This is a genomic window from Algibacter luteus (genome assembly GCF_030344935.1).
Classification (GTDB): Bacteria; Bacteroidota; Bacteroidia; order Flavobacteriales; family Flavobacteriaceae; genus Arenitalea; species Arenitalea lutea.
The window spans coordinates 559,275-576,650 of record NZ_CP128313.1 but is presented as its reverse complement, the minus strand read 5'-3'; the positions used below and the strand labels follow the sequence as shown (position 1 = coordinate 576,650).

Below are 17,376 nucleotides of genomic sequence, written 5' to 3'. Positions count from 1 at the left end.
CAAAATTAACTATATTTCAAGTAGTTTGTTTTTTTCGTTATTATTCAAATTTTTCTAAGTTGAATAAATTGAAAAAATCGATTAAATACAAAGAATTACGTTTATTGTACTCCCCTGTATTTTAGACCCTTTCAACCTTATCAAGTCACTTTTTATGTATACTTTTTAAAAATTTATTTTAATACTTTGATTTTGAACTAAACTTGAGGGAAGAATATTTCGATGTTTAAAACTTTTCTAATAACATAGAATTAAAACATTAGACAATATTAGTGTAAAATTCTTAATAATACTAATTAAAATCAGATTAAATACATATTAATCCGATTAAATGTATTTTTTAATAGTAAAATACACATGGTTTTATTTCATTTTATTTAACAATAATTTTTTTCGTAATCAACTCATTAGCCTCCGTTCTCATACATACTACATAGGCTCCGGTGGCTATATTATTGAATTGTAATCCGTTTTGTAATTGTTCTGTTGGTACATCTAACAATTCTAATACCGTTTGTCCACGCATGTTTATCAATGCTAATTTGCTTACCGCACTGTTTAGCTTTTTAACATACAACGTATTGGTTGTATTTTGATAATAGATGTAGTTTTCTGTTACTGCTGACTCTTCAGTACTCAAGCTTTGTTGCTCACTTTGGAATACAATCTCAAATCTATCATTAAAGATACCTTGTGCTGATGAAAAACTATAAGCTGTATCTTGTCTTAAATCAAAATACGCACCTGTTAAATTATCTCGTAAATAAATCTCCTGACTCTCGTCCAGATTGTCCTTCTCTGTAATTCTTATTTCAAAACTATTTTCGCCCGAAGATTTAAAGTTTAGTGGCACTACCTTATCGGCTGTTATGGGACCGTAAGCTTGAATGTTCATGTTCTTACCTTCTAAATCTAAATTTAAATCGTTATTTCGAGTCTCCGTGTTTATCGCATCATAGCCATAATCAAAAGCATCGGTGGTTTGAGAACTAAACCCTAACAGTAACTCATGTCTGGTCTCTGGACCGGTTACCGAGTTAAACTCTAATCGCATCCTTTGCATTGGCTCCTCCTCTTCTGGAGTTTTGGAAGCTGTCTCTGTTTTTGCACCTTTGCCTTTACCTGTTTTTGAAAATGCTGAACCATTGCTATATGAACCATCGGCATCTGATTCTTTAATAAATACTCGTTGGCTATTATTAAACTCTACCTGTCCATCGGCTACCACCTCGGCTATAAAGCCTTGGCCTACCGGAAGGTATCTCGTGGGTACTATACAGCCATCTTGATTGCCATTATTTGCCCCATAAAAACTTACAAACTGATACGCGCGTATCGATCCTGTTTTATTCACTTGGGCATAACCACCTTCGTATTCGCTTAAGTTATGTGAGGAACCTCCCCATTGTTGCCATAACTGTAAGTAACCATCTATAACCCCTACGTTGTCATCTATAAACTTATGCACGTCTATGGCTGATGGATATGGGTTACCCAATAGGTATTCTGTTTTAGAATGATTGGCTACCGAACCTGGACCGCCTACATCTTCTACATCTAGCAATATGGTTCCATTATTGGGTTTACCTTCAAATATGTATTGTTGCTCTGAAGCTGCCGTTCCTGTACCTTTCTGGGTGTATCCCACTCCTGGACTTAACGGTGTGCTTGTTGATATTTGCGACCAATCCCAGTATGTTCTTCCGTTTATAAACGTATACAACCAATAGGTGCTTATATTACCACTACCTGTGTAGCTGGATGTGAATATACATCCTGAGCCTGTATCATCTTTTAACATACCCAAATTGAAATTTGTGTTGTTGGCATTGTGAGTTGTTGCATTGTTATCACTTAAACTAGTTGCTGCTGGTGCACCTACTGGAGATGACCAATAGTTATACCAGTAAGGACTTGCCGTTCCTTCCTGTCGTCGCAATATTTTACCATCTGCAGAGGTTACCAAATCACTTGTGGTGGTTTGTATTAACTGAGAATCGTCCATTAAATCTATGGTCCCGTTTAATTCTAAATACAAACTATTACTTATTAAGTTATCGCCATTTACCGTAAGGGTGTTGCCACTATCTATAACAAGCCCTCTATGGTTATGTGAACTCGATGTACTTACATTACTTGATATTTGAACAATACTCCAATCTTTATTACTTGATGTACTCTCTATATCCCAAACATCGCCATGTAACCATGTGCTCTCACTGGTCCAACTCCCATCGTTTGATGAAACATAAGGCATGGGTGCCGTTTGCGCTTGGGCAGATAAAATGTTGTACAGCGCTAGTGTTTTGTTTTGTCCTGACATATCATTAGTCGTGCTATTCTTGATATCTGTCATTGGATAATAAGCCAACAAACTACTCCATGGTACGGTGGCTAGTGTCGTAAAATCTTTAATGTCCTTTGGTATTATTTTTCCACGTATATTCCCTGAGTTATTCTCAATCTCTTGATAAACCATCTGTTCGATTTGATCTGAACTTAAGGCGCTATCAAATACGCGAACTTCATCGATATTCCCTTGAAAATACTGAATAGGTGTACTTCTTGACATACGTCCAACTTCAAACTTACCATTCCATAAACTCGCATCGGCTTCTATGGTTTGACCAATCCATGACGCGTTAGTAACCGTAGAAGTTAATTCGCCATCAATATATAAGGATTGGGTTCCTGTGGCTCCCGAAAAAGTTCCGGTAACATGATGCCACTCATTATAATTTACTCCAGTGGTACCTCCTATTACATTTGATAAACCTGAATTTGTCCTGATACTGAAGGTCGGACGATTTCCTGTCTTTATATACAATCGGCATGAGTTATCTTCTCCTAAAATTGTTCGTGCTGATGAACCCGCTGATTCAAAGTTTATCCATGCCATAACAGTCACTTCACTTAAACCTTGCATTAGCGCATCACCCATTAAATAATCGTCCGTCCCATCAAAATCTATCGTCGCAGATGACGGGGGGTTGACATTAAACAAATCGCGGTAATCTAAATCGCCGCCCGTGGATAAATCACCATCCGCATCTGGAAGTATTGATAAATCTGAAGGGTTTTCAACATCTTCATTAATATCCCACGAGGTATCAAGAACACCATTGGTTTCAAAGACATTATCTAAACCATCAGAATCTGCATCAACAGATAATACCGCATTTGCCATTCCATTTTCTTGTATATCTGGAAGGCCATCATTATCACTATCTAAATCCAAGAAATCTGGATAAAAATCAAAATCGGTAAATACCACGTCTAATCCTGCGCCGTAATCTAAATCAATTCCTTCAGTTGAGACAGGGCCTCCAGGAGCTATATAACCTATTGTATATTGCGCTTCCACATTATCTGGGATTCCATCATCATCACTATCTAAATCTAAATGATTAAAAACACCATCACCATCAAAATCTTCACCTGTAACAATATTTAATGAATTTGCATTAAAATCTAAAAACTGACATTGTGTAAACGACATCCCAAATTGTCTTGTACGAGAGCTTGTAGAAGTCTTAAGCGCCTGCATTCGCATAGTAAACGAATTACCAATAAACTGATAATAAGCTCTAAGAACTCTCAAAGTTGAAAAGCCAGGGCCTTCTTGCAAACCTGAAGCACTTATTTGAATATCTCCAGCTCCTAAATCGAGAACCTCAAGAGATGTTGGATTTTCAGTTCCGTATGCTGCTGCATCATTATAAACTACAGATTCTCTTAAGCTACCGCCTCCATCACAATCCCAAGTTATCCCATTAATTCTAAATATGTCTGTTGAAGGAATTGTTGTACCAGAATTTACAATAGTAAATTTAAAAGTAACTCCTGGTGTTCCTACTCCCGAGAAAGTAAGTTCAGTTTGTAAATACTCAGGATTACCGGTGGTATCATTATCTATATTAGCGATAGTGGTATTCGACATTTCCATAATCTCCATGAGAACATCATGTCCTGCTATGGTATTACCAAATCTATATACCGCACCCACAGTTCCAACAGAACCTGAACTTGCCCCAGCATCATAATATCCATTTTCAAAATCTAAAGAGGGTAATGTACATTCAAATCTATTTTCACCCAAATTTTCTATGGCATCTGTAATACCATCGCCATCATCATCATAATCTAACTTATCGATAACTCCATCTTCATCGGTGTCTATTTGTGCATTACAGGTTGCATCGCCACCAGCCACATTAAAATAAATAGTATCTCCAGTAGAATCATCAGCCCCACTTCCATCATCATTTATAACTTCTATACCTGCTACAACCACTGACACATAACTTCCGCTACCTTGCCAGCCGTCATCGGCAAAATCATATAATTTAATGTAATAATTGTTACCGTTGGCAACACATCCTAAATCGTATTTTGAGCCATAAGCATCTGTTACACCAGATTGTGACGCTTGATAACATTGGTTATCATCGCAAATAGTTGTAATTAAATCGTTGGCTGTATCGTAGACCTCAACTTTGTTCTCAAAAGAATTTTCAGGCCATACAACGGTTATCTGAACATCAGAACTTTGTGCAATAGTAAAACTGCACATGAAAAAGATAAAAAATAGACTACAGAGTAGATTTTTTTTCATGGTTTATAGATTTGGGCATTTCAAAATTAACTGACTCACAGTTCTTTACATATTTAATTCGATAAAAATTAAAAAATACTCTATCAAATACACATAATCGATGAATGGTTGCTATTCAACTGATTTGAATCGTTTCATTGATATAAACAGCGCCATAGTACTGAAATTAAGTTGAGGGAAGGTTATTTCAGTGTGAGAACCCAATTTGAATTTTTCGATTAAAATAAGGGTCAATATTAGAAAAAAAAATCGATAAAAACTAATATATATCAGATAAAATGCATATTTTTTACGATGAATTGCACTTTATCGGTTTCGAAATCAAAAATAAAATTAAACGATTAAACCTATTAAATCTTCAATTTTAGAAATTAATTGAATTTTTATAACCGTGTTTTTTAGAGAAATTTTATTGTATTTAGACACAAAAATGGTTGAAAACCCCAGTTTTTCAGCTTCTAAAATACGTTGTTCTACACGTTGAACCGGCCTAATTTCACCTGATAATCCCACCTCGGCAGCGTAACAAAAATCTTTAGGAAGGGCAACATCTTCGTTTGAAGATAAAATTGAAGCCACAACCGCCAAATCTATAGCCGGATCATCAACAGATATGCCTCCGGTAATATTTAAAAAGACATCTTTTGCACCTAAACGAAAACCAGCCCGCTTTTCTAAAACAGCCAGCAACATGTTAAGTCGTTTTGCATTAAATCCAGTCGCACTCCGCTGTGGCGTACCATAAACAGCGGTACTTACAAGGGCTTGTACTTCAATCATTAATGGTCGCATCCCTTCTAAAGTAGCAGCTATGGCATTACCAGATAGTTCTTCATCTTTTTTTGAAATTAATATTTCAGAAGGATTTGAAACTTCTCGCAATCCAGAACCTTGCATTTCATAAATACCTAATTCATTTGTTGAGCCAAAACGATTTTTATGTGCTCTTAAAATTCGGAAAACATGATTTCTATCACCCTCAAATTGTAATACGGTATCTACCATATGTTCTAATATTTTTGGGCCTGCAATATTACCATCTTTTGTAATGTGCCCAATCAACAACACGGGTGTTGCAGTTTCTTTTGCAAATTTTATCAGCTCAGTAGTACATTCTTTTATTTGAGAAATACTTCCTGAAGACGATTCAATATAATCGCTATGTAAGGTCTGGATAGAATCAATAATAACAATATCGGGCTCTAAAGCCTGTATTTGTTTGAATATATTCTGAGTTTTGGTTTCAGTTAAAATATAACAGTTGTTATTTTCTGGATTAATACGTTCTGCACGCATTTTTATCTGTTTTTGGCTTTCTTCACCAGAAACATAAAGCGTTTTGTAAGGTAGTTTTAATGAAATTTGAAGCAGCAAAGTACTTTTTCCAATTCCGGGTTCACCTCCCAATAACGTTAAAGAACCTGGTACAATTCCACCGCCTAAAACGCGATTAAATTCTGCGTCAAAAGTATCTAATCGAGGTTCTTTAGAGGTATCGATTTCATCAATTCGAAGAGGAATTGATGCTTTTTTTACTTTAGAAGTAGGTGATTTCCAATCGCTTTTTTCTGGTTTCTGAATCAGTTCTTCAACAATGGTATTCCACTCTTTGCAGGCATTGCATTGTCCTTGCCATTTAGCATATTGCGAACCGCAATTTTGGCAGAAAAAAGTAGTTTTGATTTTAGCCATTATTAATATCCAAAATCTTCTTTAATTAATTCTGCTTTTTCGAGCATCATATCTTTAGTAAGTCCAGCAACTTCTTCAAGTGTGTAAGCAGACTGATATGTTCTCATGGCCTTTTTTGGTTCCCCATTTTCTTCATAAAATCTTGCAATATAATATGCCCCTAAAAGTGTTTCGGGGTATGCCTTTCGTGCTAATTTGCCAAGAGCTTCGTAATATTCGTAATATTCGTTTTTTTCTATTGCAGCAGAAATAGCTTTAAAATCGTTTATTAGGATTTTTTTATCGATACCAAATAAATTGGATATTGCCTGATACTTTTCTTCTAAATAGAGCACAGGCGAGATTTCTAATTCCAGAATAACTTCTTTATATTCCTTTTTTGAAATTGGTTGAAAAACCTGAAAAATACGCTCAATAGCGCTTGGTATAGCATGTGCTGGAACAGAGTAATGCGATGGCCCGTTGAAACTTTTAAAATAATATTCTAATTGGTCATTCTCTATTGCTGAAAGATCTGAATTAAGAGCTTCAGTCATTTGCGTTATCGATTTATTATCGTTAGAAGTATTTGCTAAATAATAAAATGTTTTAGATGGAATTTTATTTAAGACCTCTGGCAAATAATCTATCATATTAGGAGCTAGTTCTGGGCTTATTGATATATAAGCTTGAAATAACGCATTAGGTTTTAATAAGTAATAATTTATAAAATTCGCAGTTTCTCCATGACCTACAGCTATTCTAAAATTACCTGCTCGATATGTTTTTTCCACATATGGCATTAATTCCATACCAATAAACTCGAAAAATGCCGCTCCTGTCTCTATTGGTAACGAATTTTGTTCAGAATACAAACAATCATCAAATCGATTATCTATTTGATTTACTCCAACAACTATAGCTTCTGGCATATCATCCCAATACGAGTAATAATCAACATTTCCAGCAACAATTTCAAACATATAATCGCCATCTAAAACTATAAATATAGGATAAGTTTTATCTTCATTAGCGGCATAACCCCTAGGCAATTGAATTTTAATTTGTCGCTCCTCGCCTAGTTTTGAAGATTGAATAGTTTCATATTTAACTTGAGCCTTTGTAATATTCAAAGCCAATAAACAAAGTATAAAAAGAATTGCAGATTTTTTCATTATGAAAATAATTGAGAAATTTTAGTGGCAAGGTAAGAAATTAAGATAGAGTTTAAAAGCAAAGATTTTTATGCTTCTAAGCCCCTTTAAACTGTTTTTTTTCTATTGAAAATAGGTAAATAGATTAATGAAAGTCCTCCAAAAACTATAATTAGTAAGGTTTGCGAAGACCAAACAATCCAACCAAAAGCACGACTAGGGTCCTCAGGAATAAAAAATAACGATGTAAAAACTAACACGACAGCCTCTGGATAAGAGCCAATACCTCCATTTGTTGCAGCAATACTAAAACTGGCTGCTATAAATCCTATTAAAACAGCGGCAAATGGAATGTCATTCATTTCTGCTAATGAAAAAGTGGTAACGTAAAACATGAGCACATACATGGTCCAGATAAAGAGCGTGTGAAAAATAAATGCCCATTTCTTTTTCATTTTAAAAATACTTAAAGCACCCTCAACTAAACCTGCAACGAAATGCTTAATTTTTAGGGCAATTTTAGAGTTACTTCTATTGATAAATCTTAAAAAGAAAAGAATTAAAATGAATACCGCTAGTAAAGCTATACCTATTTTGAAAGGGTCGAATTTTTCAACTAAAAAACCATAGATAAAATCAAATTGAAGAAAAAGTGTAACGACAATAATACCTAACATGACAAGCATATCGGCAATACGCTCTGCTACAATAGTTCCAAATCCTTTTTCAAAAGGTACATCCTCGTAATTTGTTAGTATGGAAGCCCTTGCAACTTCTCCTGCCCTAGGAATCGTATAATTTATTAAATAGGTTGCAAAAACAGCCATAATACTATTCCCTAATTTAATTTCATACCCCATTGGCTCCAGCTGAAACTGCCAACGATAAGCTCTAGATAAATGGCTTAATAAGCCAAAAAACATCCCTAGTAAAATATAGGTGTAATCTGCCTTCTTGAAATATTCTAAAAGTTCTTTAATTGAAATTTGCGACAGAGAATACCAAACTAAAAAAACTCCCAGTAATAATGGGAGCGTAATTTTTAAAGTATTTTTAAGTTTTTTATTCAAAGCCTATTTTAATAAGTTAGTGGCTTCATCAGGGAAAACTAAAGATGGTTTAAAATTTTTAGCCAGTTCAATATCCATAAACGCATAGGTGATAAGAATTAAAGTATCTCCCACAGATACTTTTCTTGCTGCGGCACCATTTAAAGTGATTTCTCCTGTTTTACGGGGTCCTGGAATACAATAGGTTTCTAATCGTTCTCCATTATCATTATTTACAATCTGAACTTTTTCACCTTGTATTATATTGGCAGCATCCATTAAGTCCTCATCAATAGTTATACTACCAATGTAATTGAGTTCTGCACCCGTGCATTTAACTCTATGTATTTTAGATTTTACTACTTGAATTTGCATGTGGCAAAGATAATTAATTTAAAGCGATATTATCAATTAGTCTAATATCATCGGCATATACGGCAATAAACGCTCTATATGCCTTTTTGTTTGATTTTCGTTTAACCGGTTTTAAGGTTTTAACATCGGCAATAATGAAATATTCCAATTGCAATAATTCATGTTTAGCAAACTGTCTTTCAACCCATTCCGAAACTTTACTAGCACTTTTTGTGCCAAATTTTTCCTTGGCAGTTTTTAAAGTTTTGTAAATAAAAGGTGCTGCGTCTTTATATTCGGGCTTTAACCTTGTATTTCTGGAACTCATGGCTAAACCATTAGTTTCTCTATGAATTTTGCAACCAACAATTGTTACAGGAATATGATATTTTTCAACTAGCTTTTTGATAATAGTCAGTTGCTGAAAATCTTTCTCTCCAAAATAAGCTTTGTGTGGTTTTACAATCTCAAAAAAGCGTTTTACTATGGTGCCTACACCATCAAAATGGCCTTTTCTGAATCTGCCTTCCATTTCAAACTCTAATCCATCAAAATCAAATTCCTGTGAAACGGTCTTTCCTTCGTAAATATCCTTCACAGTAGGTGCATATACTAAAATTTTACTTGCGCTAACCGTTTGCAAAAGTGATACATCTGCATCTAAGGTCCGAGGGTATTTTACTAAATCGTTTTTATTATCAAATTGGGTTGGGTTAACAAAAATACTAACTACAACTATATCATTTTCATTCAAGGCTTTTTTAACCAATTGTAAATGACCTTGGTGCAAAGCGCCCATGGTAGGAACCATTCCAATAGTTAGCTTTTTAGCTTTAAAGGCTTCAATAGCCTTAATTATTCCTTGTTTGTCTTTGTAAACTTCCAACTTTTAATAAAAAATTAACGCGTGCAAACTTAAGATTTTACAACCAATTAGCATAAAATTTTGTACTTTTGCGTGTTTTTTATTTCGAAATTTTAAATAAAGTGTACCCTTCAATTAGGCAAGACTAGTTTTAATTTCTAAAAAACAAATCATTAATTGCTATTGCATTAGTGTTATTTTAAGTCAACAAAAACAAACATATGAAAGATAAGAGGGTATTATATGTATCATCTGAAGTAGTTCCTTATTTACCTGAAACCGAAATTTCTTCTATGTCGTTCGAAGCACCAAGATTGGTGAATCAACAAGGCGGTCAAATTAGAATTTTTATGCCCCGATACGGCAACATTAACGAAAGAAGACATCAATTACACGAAGTTATAAGGTTATCTGGTATCAATTTAGTTATAAATGATTTAGATATGCCTCTTATTATCAAAGTGGCTTCCATCCCAAAAGAACGTATTCAAGTTTATTTTATTGATAATGACGAATATTTTAAAAGAAAAGCAACCTTGACTGATGAAGATGGGAAATTGTTTTCTGATAACGATGAGCGCGCTATCTTTTTTGCAAAAGGCGTAATTGAAACCGTTAAAAAATTAAACTGGGCACCAGATATTATTCACGTGCATGGTTGGTTGGCATCACTACTTCCTATTTATTTAAAGGAATACTACAAGGATGAACCTTTATTTAATGAAAGTAAAATTGTAACATCTATATACAATCAAAGTTTTGAAGACACGTTAAATAAAGACATGTTTAATAAAATTAGATTCGATAACATAAATGAAGATGCTATTAAATCTCTCGAAGAGCCTTCATATAGTAATTTAATGAAAATAGCGATAGATTACTCCGATGCTCTAATTATTGGGTCTGAAGATATTCCTGAAGATTTAAACTCCTATTTACAGGCCACAGATAAGCCTATTTTAGAATACAAAAGTAAAGATGAATTTGGTGAAGCTTACACAACATTTTTTAATGAAACCGTTTTAAGTTAATACATTTGAATTCATTACATATTTTATGAAAAAGACATTGAAAGCCCTTAAATTTCCCAGCGTTTTTCTACTCATGTTATCTACGTTTATTGCTTGCGATAAAGATTTTAGTGTTATAGAAAGTGATGTACTTGGTATTGATAATGCCAATTTTTATATAGATTCGTTAGTTTTACCTATTAATGCATATAATAAAAAACTAGATACGGTTCAAATTAATAATTTACCATCAAACTTACTTGGTGTTTTTAACGATTTAGAATTTGGAAAAACTAACGCTAGTATAATAACACAGATTACGCCAGCCTCTTACAGTGAAGATTTTGATATCAATCCGATTATAGACTCTGTTGTAATAAACATGCCATATTTTAGTACTATAACTGGTACAAATGCTGAAAATACTGATGCCGCTGATTATAAAATAGATTCGTTATATGGGAATATTGATGCAACATTTAAATTAAAAATTTATCAGAACAATTATTACTTAAGAGATTACGATCCATCAGACGTCGATTTTGGTACCCAAAAATATTATTCAAGAACCGAAAATCTTGCAGACCCGACTCATAATTATACCTCTAATGGCAATCAAGAAATTGATTTTGACAATCATTTAGGAGAATTAATTTACCAGAATGACGAATTTAAGCATAGCTCGGACTATATTGAATTATGGAATGTTACGGAAACAGATACCACTATAACTTATAACGCGCCGGCATTACGAATTTTGTTTGATAGTAATAATACAAACGATGCTGATGCTATTGCCTTTTGGCAACAAACCATAGTAGACAAGCATGATGACGCTGTTTTAAGTAATGCCAACAATTTTAAGAATTATTTTAGAGGCTTATACTTTAAAACAGAAGCCATTGGTGACGATGGAAGTATGGCATTAATGAATTTATTTGCATCGGATGCAAATATAACAATCTATTATACTAAAGGTGAAGAAACAGATAGAATTCAAGATGAATACGTTTTAAATTTTTCTGGAAATGTATTGAACACTTATGTAAACGCTTTTAATGTAACTTTAGAAGACGGCGATAAGGACAATGGTGATGAAACGTTATATCTTAAAGGATTAGAAGGCTCAATGGCGGTAGTTGATTTATTTCCAACCGATGAAGATTTGCAGGATTTTAAAGATCAATTTCGAGATTCAGAAGGAAATCAAACAAAGTTCATTAACGAAGCCCATTTAGTAATTTACGAAGATGAAACTAAAGTGATAAACACAGAAGATGCTTATGGAGATGTTTACCATAAATTCGATCGTATCTATGCATATGATATCAAAAACAACACAACCACTCTAGATTACCAAATTGACCCTTTTGAAGATAATGATCCTATTGTATCTAAAATATTTAGTTTAAGTCAGAGAAGCACACAAGGCAAGTATAAAATTCGAATTACCGAACATTTAAATAATATTATACAAAACGATTCTACAAATTATAAACTTGGTTTAGTATTATCAAATAATGTAAATGTCACTGCAACTTCTGAAATATTAAATAGTACAGATGATGTAACAGCAATTCCAAGCATGTCGACAATAACACCAAGAGGGACTATTTTGCATGGTAGCAATGCTATTGATGTAGATAAAAGACTAGAATTAAAAGTGTTTTTTACAGCTTCTAAATAAAATTAGTTGCTCAAAATAAACCACTTTAATTTTTTGGAGTGAGTTTTATCGTATAAATCAAATAGTTCATATAATAATTGACTCATGTTAGTATATATTTTTCATATTTGTTTTAAGTTTTAATAACCCCAAAATCAAATAAAAAAATTATGTGTGGAATTGTTGGATATTTAGGACCAAGGGATGCATACCCAATTATTATCGAAGGACTTAAGAGACTTGAATATAGAGGTTATGATAGTGCTGGAATTGCCTTGTTTGATGGAACAGATTTAAAAGTTTCTAAAACTAAAGGTAAAGTTGCAGATTTAGAAGATCGTGCTGATAAAGAAATAACAAAACATGGAAACGTTGGCATTGGCCATACACGTTGGGCAACTCATGGTGTACCTAATGATATTAATTCTCACCCACATCTTTCAAACTCTGGTGATTTAGTAATAATCCATAATGGAATTATTGAGAACTACGAATCTCTAAAGCAAGAGTTAATTAAAAGAGGATATACTTTTCAATCTGACACAGATACCGAAGTTTTAATCAATTTAATTGAAGACGTTAAAAAACAAGAAAACGTTAAACTTGGTAAAGCAGTACAAATAGCCCTTAATCAAGTGATAGGAGCCTATGCTATTGCTGTTTTCGACAAAAATAAACCTGAAGAAGTTGTTGTTGCTCGATTAGGAAGCCCATTGGCTATTGGAATTGGTGAAAATGAAGATGAGTTTTTTATTGCAAGTGATGCTTCGCCTTTTTTAGAATACACTAAAAACGCGATTTATCTTGAAGATGAAGAAATGGCTGTTATAAGATTTCATAAAGGTGTAAAAGTTAGAAAAATTAAAGATGATTCCTTAGTAGATACTTATGTTCAAGAACTACAATTAAATTTAGAACAAATTGAAAAGGGTGGTTACGATCATTTTATGCTTAAAGAAATTCATGAGCAACCTAAGGCCATAACAGATACTTACCGAGGTAGATTATTAAGAAATGAAGCCATTATTAAAATGGCAGGTGTTGAAGATAACATGAAAAAGTTTCTTAATGCCAATCGTATCATTATCGTTGCATGTGGTACCTCATGGCATGCTGGCTTAGTAGCCGAATATATATTTGAAGATTTAGCAAGAATCCCAGTTGAAGTTGAGTACGCCTCAGAATTCAGATACAGAAACCCTGTTATTAGAGAAAATGATGTACTTATTGCAATCTCCCAATCAGGTGAAACTGCAGATACTTTAGCTGCTATAAAACTAGCCAAATCGAAAGGCGCATTTGTTTTTGGCGTATGTAACGTTGTTGGTTCTTCTATCGCTAGAGAATCTGATGCTGGTGCATATACCCATGCCGGACCAGAAATTGGGGTTGCATCAACAAAAGCTTTCACAACTCAAATAACGGTGTTAACATTAATCGCATTACGATTAGCACGAGCTAAAGGAACAATTTCAAGTTCAGATTTCAGAACCCATCTATTAGAATTAGAAATGATTCCTAAAAAGGTAGAAAAGGCGCTTCAATCTGATGATAATATAAAAGCCATAGCCAGTGTATACAAAGATGTTAGTAATTTTCTTTACTTAGGAAGAGGATATAATTTCCCAGTGGCACTTGAAGGTGCTCTCAAATTAAAAGAGATTTCATATATTCATGCTGAAGGATATCCGGCTGCCGAAATGAAACATGGGCCAATAGCATTAATAGATGAAAATATGCCTATAGTTGTTATTGCGACTAAAAAAGGCCATTATGAAAAAGTGGTAAGTAATATTCAAGAAATAAAGTCTAGAAAAGGAAAAATTATTGGGATTGTTACAGAAGGAGATGTTCAAGTAAAAGCACTTGCAGACCACGTCATTGAAGTTCCAGAAACTTTAGAATCCCTTTCACCATTACTTACAACCATTCCATTACAATTATTGTCATACCATATTGCAGTAATGCTTGAAAAAAATGTAGATCAACCAAGAAATCTAGCAAAATCTGTAACTGTAGAATAAATTACGATTCTAATACATTAATTTTCAATTCCCATGTTCAGTCAAAAACATGGGAATTGCTATTTTTAGACCTTTTTTTTAAGTATTTGATAAAAAAATAACAGTTTTTTTGTTAAAATATACTATGCGTGCATAATTTTTTATATTTTAGACCGCTTGCATAATATAAGTTTTTTATGTTATCTTGTTTTAACTAAAACCTAATTTACTAAATGAAGACAATTCTCCCCTTTTTAATGCTATTGTTTTGTGGCTTATCATACTCGCAAACAACAATATCTGGTTCAGTACAAGACGATAATGGACAACCCATTCCTGGTGCTAACATTATTATTGCAGGAACATCCACTGGAACAGTGACAGATTTTGATGGAAATTTTTCATTAAACACCAATCTAACACCACCTTTTGAGCTACAAGCAAGTAGTGTTGGTTTTGAAACTGTTGTTGAAGCCGTTACTTCAAACAATCAAAAAATTAACTTTATCTTAAAAGAAGGAACTTCTTTAGATGAAGTTGTTATTTCTGCATCAAGAACTCCAGAGCGAATTTTTGAATCGCCTGTAACGGTAGAACGCCTCGGGCTAAAAGAAATAAGAAACACGGCTTCTGCCGATTTTTACGATGGTTTAGAAAATTTAAAAGGTGTAGATGTAAACACTAATAGTTTAACTTTTAAATCTGTAAACACGAGAGGATTCGCCACATTTGCTAATAACCGATTTATGCAGTTAGTAGATGGAATGGACAATTCAACACCCGCATTAAACTTTCCAATTGGTAACCTGGTTGGTATGACGGAAACCGATGTACTAAGCGTCGAATTACTTCCTGGAGCATCATCTGCTTTATATGGTGCAAATGCCTTTAATGGTATTTTATTTATGCGAAGCAAAAACCCATTTGATCACCAAGGTATTAGTGGTTCTATTAAAAGAGGAATTACGTCTCAAGAAGCTGCTGGAGACAATGACTATACCGACTTAAGTTTTAGAGCTGCTTATAAGTTTAGTAATAAAATTGCTGCAAAAATTAATTTTGGTTACCTAAAAGGTACCGATTGGGCAGCCACAAGTGAAGTTGATAAAATAAATCCTTCAAATACTAGGGCAAATCTAGACTATGATGGTATCAATGTTTATGGTGATGAGGTATCTGCTAACATTAGAACTGAGGCGCCTGATGCTGTAAAAGGTATTATTCCAGATGTTGTAGTAAGTAGAACAGGATATAATGAAAGAGATTTAACTAATTACAATGCTGAAAGCATAAAATCAGACTGGGGGTTATTCTATCGCCCATGGGAAGATGATTTTGAAATTCAATATGTTGGAAAAGTAGGTACCGGCTCAACCATTTATCAAGGAACAAACCGATATAATATTTCGAATTTCTTTCAACAACAACATAAACTAGAATTCAAAAATGATAATTTCTTTTTAAGAGGTTATGTAGTAACTGATAAAGCTGGAGATTCTTATGATATGGTATTTACCGGTATTAATATCAATAGAGCTTGGAAAGGTGACACGCAATGGTTTGAAGAATATATTGGAACTTATGCAGCTGCAACACTTGGTGGAGCTACAGAAGCACAATCTCATGCAGCCGCTAGAGCTCAAGCAGAGTCTGGTCGTTATTTACCAGGTTCTCCAGAATACCAATCGGCATTTAACAGAAGTATCAACGACCCTGACTTAAGTACTGGGTCTAAATTCCAAGATGCATCTAAATATTATCACTCTGATGCAAACTACAATTTCAGTCATTTAATAGATTTTGCTGAAATTCAAGTTGGTGGATCTTACAGAAGATATAGTTTAAATTCATCTGGAACAATTTATACAGATCTAGATGGCACTATTGACTATTCAGAGTTTGGTATATATACCCAAATTCAAAAGAACTTAGAATTAAGTGATGCTTTAGATTTAAAATTAACAGGTTCTATCCGTTATGATAAATCAGAATTCTTTGATGGTTTCGTATCACCTAGAATATCAGCGGGTTTAACAGTTAATAGAAATCATAATATAAGAGCTTCTGTTCAAACAGGTTTTAGAAACCCTACAACACAAGATTTATTCATTGGATTAGATGCAGGTAGAGCGATATTGGTTGGTTCTGCTCCAGATAACCTTGATCGCTATGTCAGAACATTTGACATTAGTGATGAAGGGCAAAATTCAGGTCAGCCATCATCAGTAACTCAAACGGGACGTGTATCTTATGAAAACTCTTATACTTTTAGTTCTGTTGAGAGATATCTCAGATCTAATGATGCTAATGATTTGGTTGTTTCTAATCCAGATATAATAAAACCAGAACAGGTATCCTCAGCGGAAATTGGATATCGTGGAAAATTCAGTAATTTAATTGTTGATTTTAGTGCATACTACAATAAATACACAGACTTTATTTCACAAGAAGTTGTAAGATCACCTTTTTATGGAACTGTTGGTAGTGCATTAGCTGTAGAAGCCATTGACAATGATGATTATCAAGCTTGGAGTACATACACAAACTCAAAAGCCGATGTTAATTCTTATGGTGCATCCATTGGTTTATCAACGAAAGTCTTTGGTGATTTCGATTTAAGTGGAAGTTATACGTATGCAAAACTTGATTTTGATAGAGTTAAATATCCAGACTTTACTACAAACTTTAATACACCAGAACACAAGTTTAAAGCTTCTTTTGGTAATACGGATTTGTTTGAAAATTTCGGATTTAATATAGCATACAGATATAGTGATGATTATTTCTGGGAAGCAACCTTTGGTAATGGTCTTGTTCCAGAATACCACGTGGTTGATGCTCAGATAAACCTGAGAGTCCCAAGTTTTAAATCTACATTCAAGGCCGGAGCTACTAACCTTTTAGGAGATGAATACTTTACTGCTTTTGGTACCGGATTCATTGGCTCAATGTACTATGTGTCTTGGACTATTAATAACCTATAAAATGA

10 protein-coding genes are annotated in these 17,376 nt (G+C 33.7%); 4 read left to right on the top strand and 6 right to left on the bottom strand.

Annotation, left to right across the window (positions count from 1 at the left end):
• Positions 1-373: 373 nt before the first annotated feature.
• From O5O44_RS02445 to panC, 6 genes are all read right to left on the bottom strand, one after another.
• Positions 374-4,615, bottom strand: coding sequence for a DUF8693 domain-containing protein (locus O5O44_RS02445; RefSeq protein ID WP_289195596.1), 4,242 nt, complete (start codon positions 4,613-4,615; stop codon positions 374-376).
• 333 nt (positions 4,616-4,948) lie between these two features.
• Entirely contained in the window at positions 4,949-6,307 is a 1,359-nt protein-coding gene (gene radA, locus O5O44_RS02440) for a DNA repair protein RadA (RefSeq protein ID WP_289195595.1), read from the bottom strand.
• A gap of 2 nt (positions 6,308-6,309) precedes the next feature.
• Positions 6,310-7,461, bottom strand: a complete 1,152-nt coding sequence (locus O5O44_RS02435) for an alpha/beta hydrolase (RefSeq protein WP_289195594.1) — start codon at positions 7,459-7,461, stop codon at positions 6,310-6,312.
• Positions 7,462-7,547: 86 nt separating this feature from the next.
• Positions 7,548-8,510, bottom strand: coding sequence for a lysylphosphatidylglycerol synthase transmembrane domain-containing protein (locus O5O44_RS02430; protein WP_019388472.1), 963 nt, complete (start codon positions 8,508-8,510; stop codon positions 7,548-7,550).
• A 3-nt stretch (positions 8,511-8,513) separates the two neighbouring features.
• A complete protein-coding gene (gene panD, locus O5O44_RS02425) occupies positions 8,514-8,864 on the bottom strand; it encodes an aspartate 1-decarboxylase (protein ID WP_019388471.1) in 351 nt (116 codons plus the stop codon).
• Positions 8,865-8,877: 13 nt separating this feature from the next.
• Positions 8,878-9,729 (bottom strand): pantoate--beta-alanine ligase, encoded by an 852-nt coding sequence (panC, locus tag O5O44_RS02420; protein ID WP_289195593.1) that lies wholly within the window; start codon positions 9,727-9,729, stop codon positions 8,878-8,880.
• Positions 9,730-9,929: 200 nt separating this feature from the next.
• Between panC and O5O44_RS02415 the strand changes: the two genes are divergently transcribed.
• The 4 genes from O5O44_RS02415 (at position 9,930) to O5O44_RS02400 (ending at position 17,371) form a co-directional block, all read left to right on the top strand.
• Positions 9,930-10,739 (top strand): glycogen/starch synthase, encoded by an 810-nt coding sequence (locus O5O44_RS02415; protein WP_019388469.1) that lies wholly within the window; start codon positions 9,930-9,932, stop codon positions 10,737-10,739.
• Between the two features lie 25 nt (positions 10,740-10,764).
• Complete coding sequence (bamH, locus tag O5O44_RS02410; RefSeq protein WP_289195592.1) at positions 10,765-12,405, top strand: BamH family beta-barrel-assembly machinery protein; 1,641 nt, start codon at positions 10,765-10,767, stop codon at positions 12,403-12,405.
• A gap of 149 nt (positions 12,406-12,554) precedes the next feature.
• Positions 12,555-14,408 (top strand): glutamine--fructose-6-phosphate transaminase (isomerizing), encoded by a 1,854-nt coding sequence (gene glmS / locus O5O44_RS02405; RefSeq protein WP_289195591.1) that lies wholly within the window; start codon positions 12,555-12,557, stop codon positions 14,406-14,408.
• A 212-nt stretch (positions 14,409-14,620) separates the two neighbouring features.
• Complete coding sequence (locus O5O44_RS02400; RefSeq protein ID WP_289195590.1) at positions 14,621-17,371, top strand: TonB-dependent receptor; 2,751 nt, start codon at positions 14,621-14,623, stop codon at positions 17,369-17,371.
• Positions 17,372-17,376 lie beyond the last annotated feature (5 nt).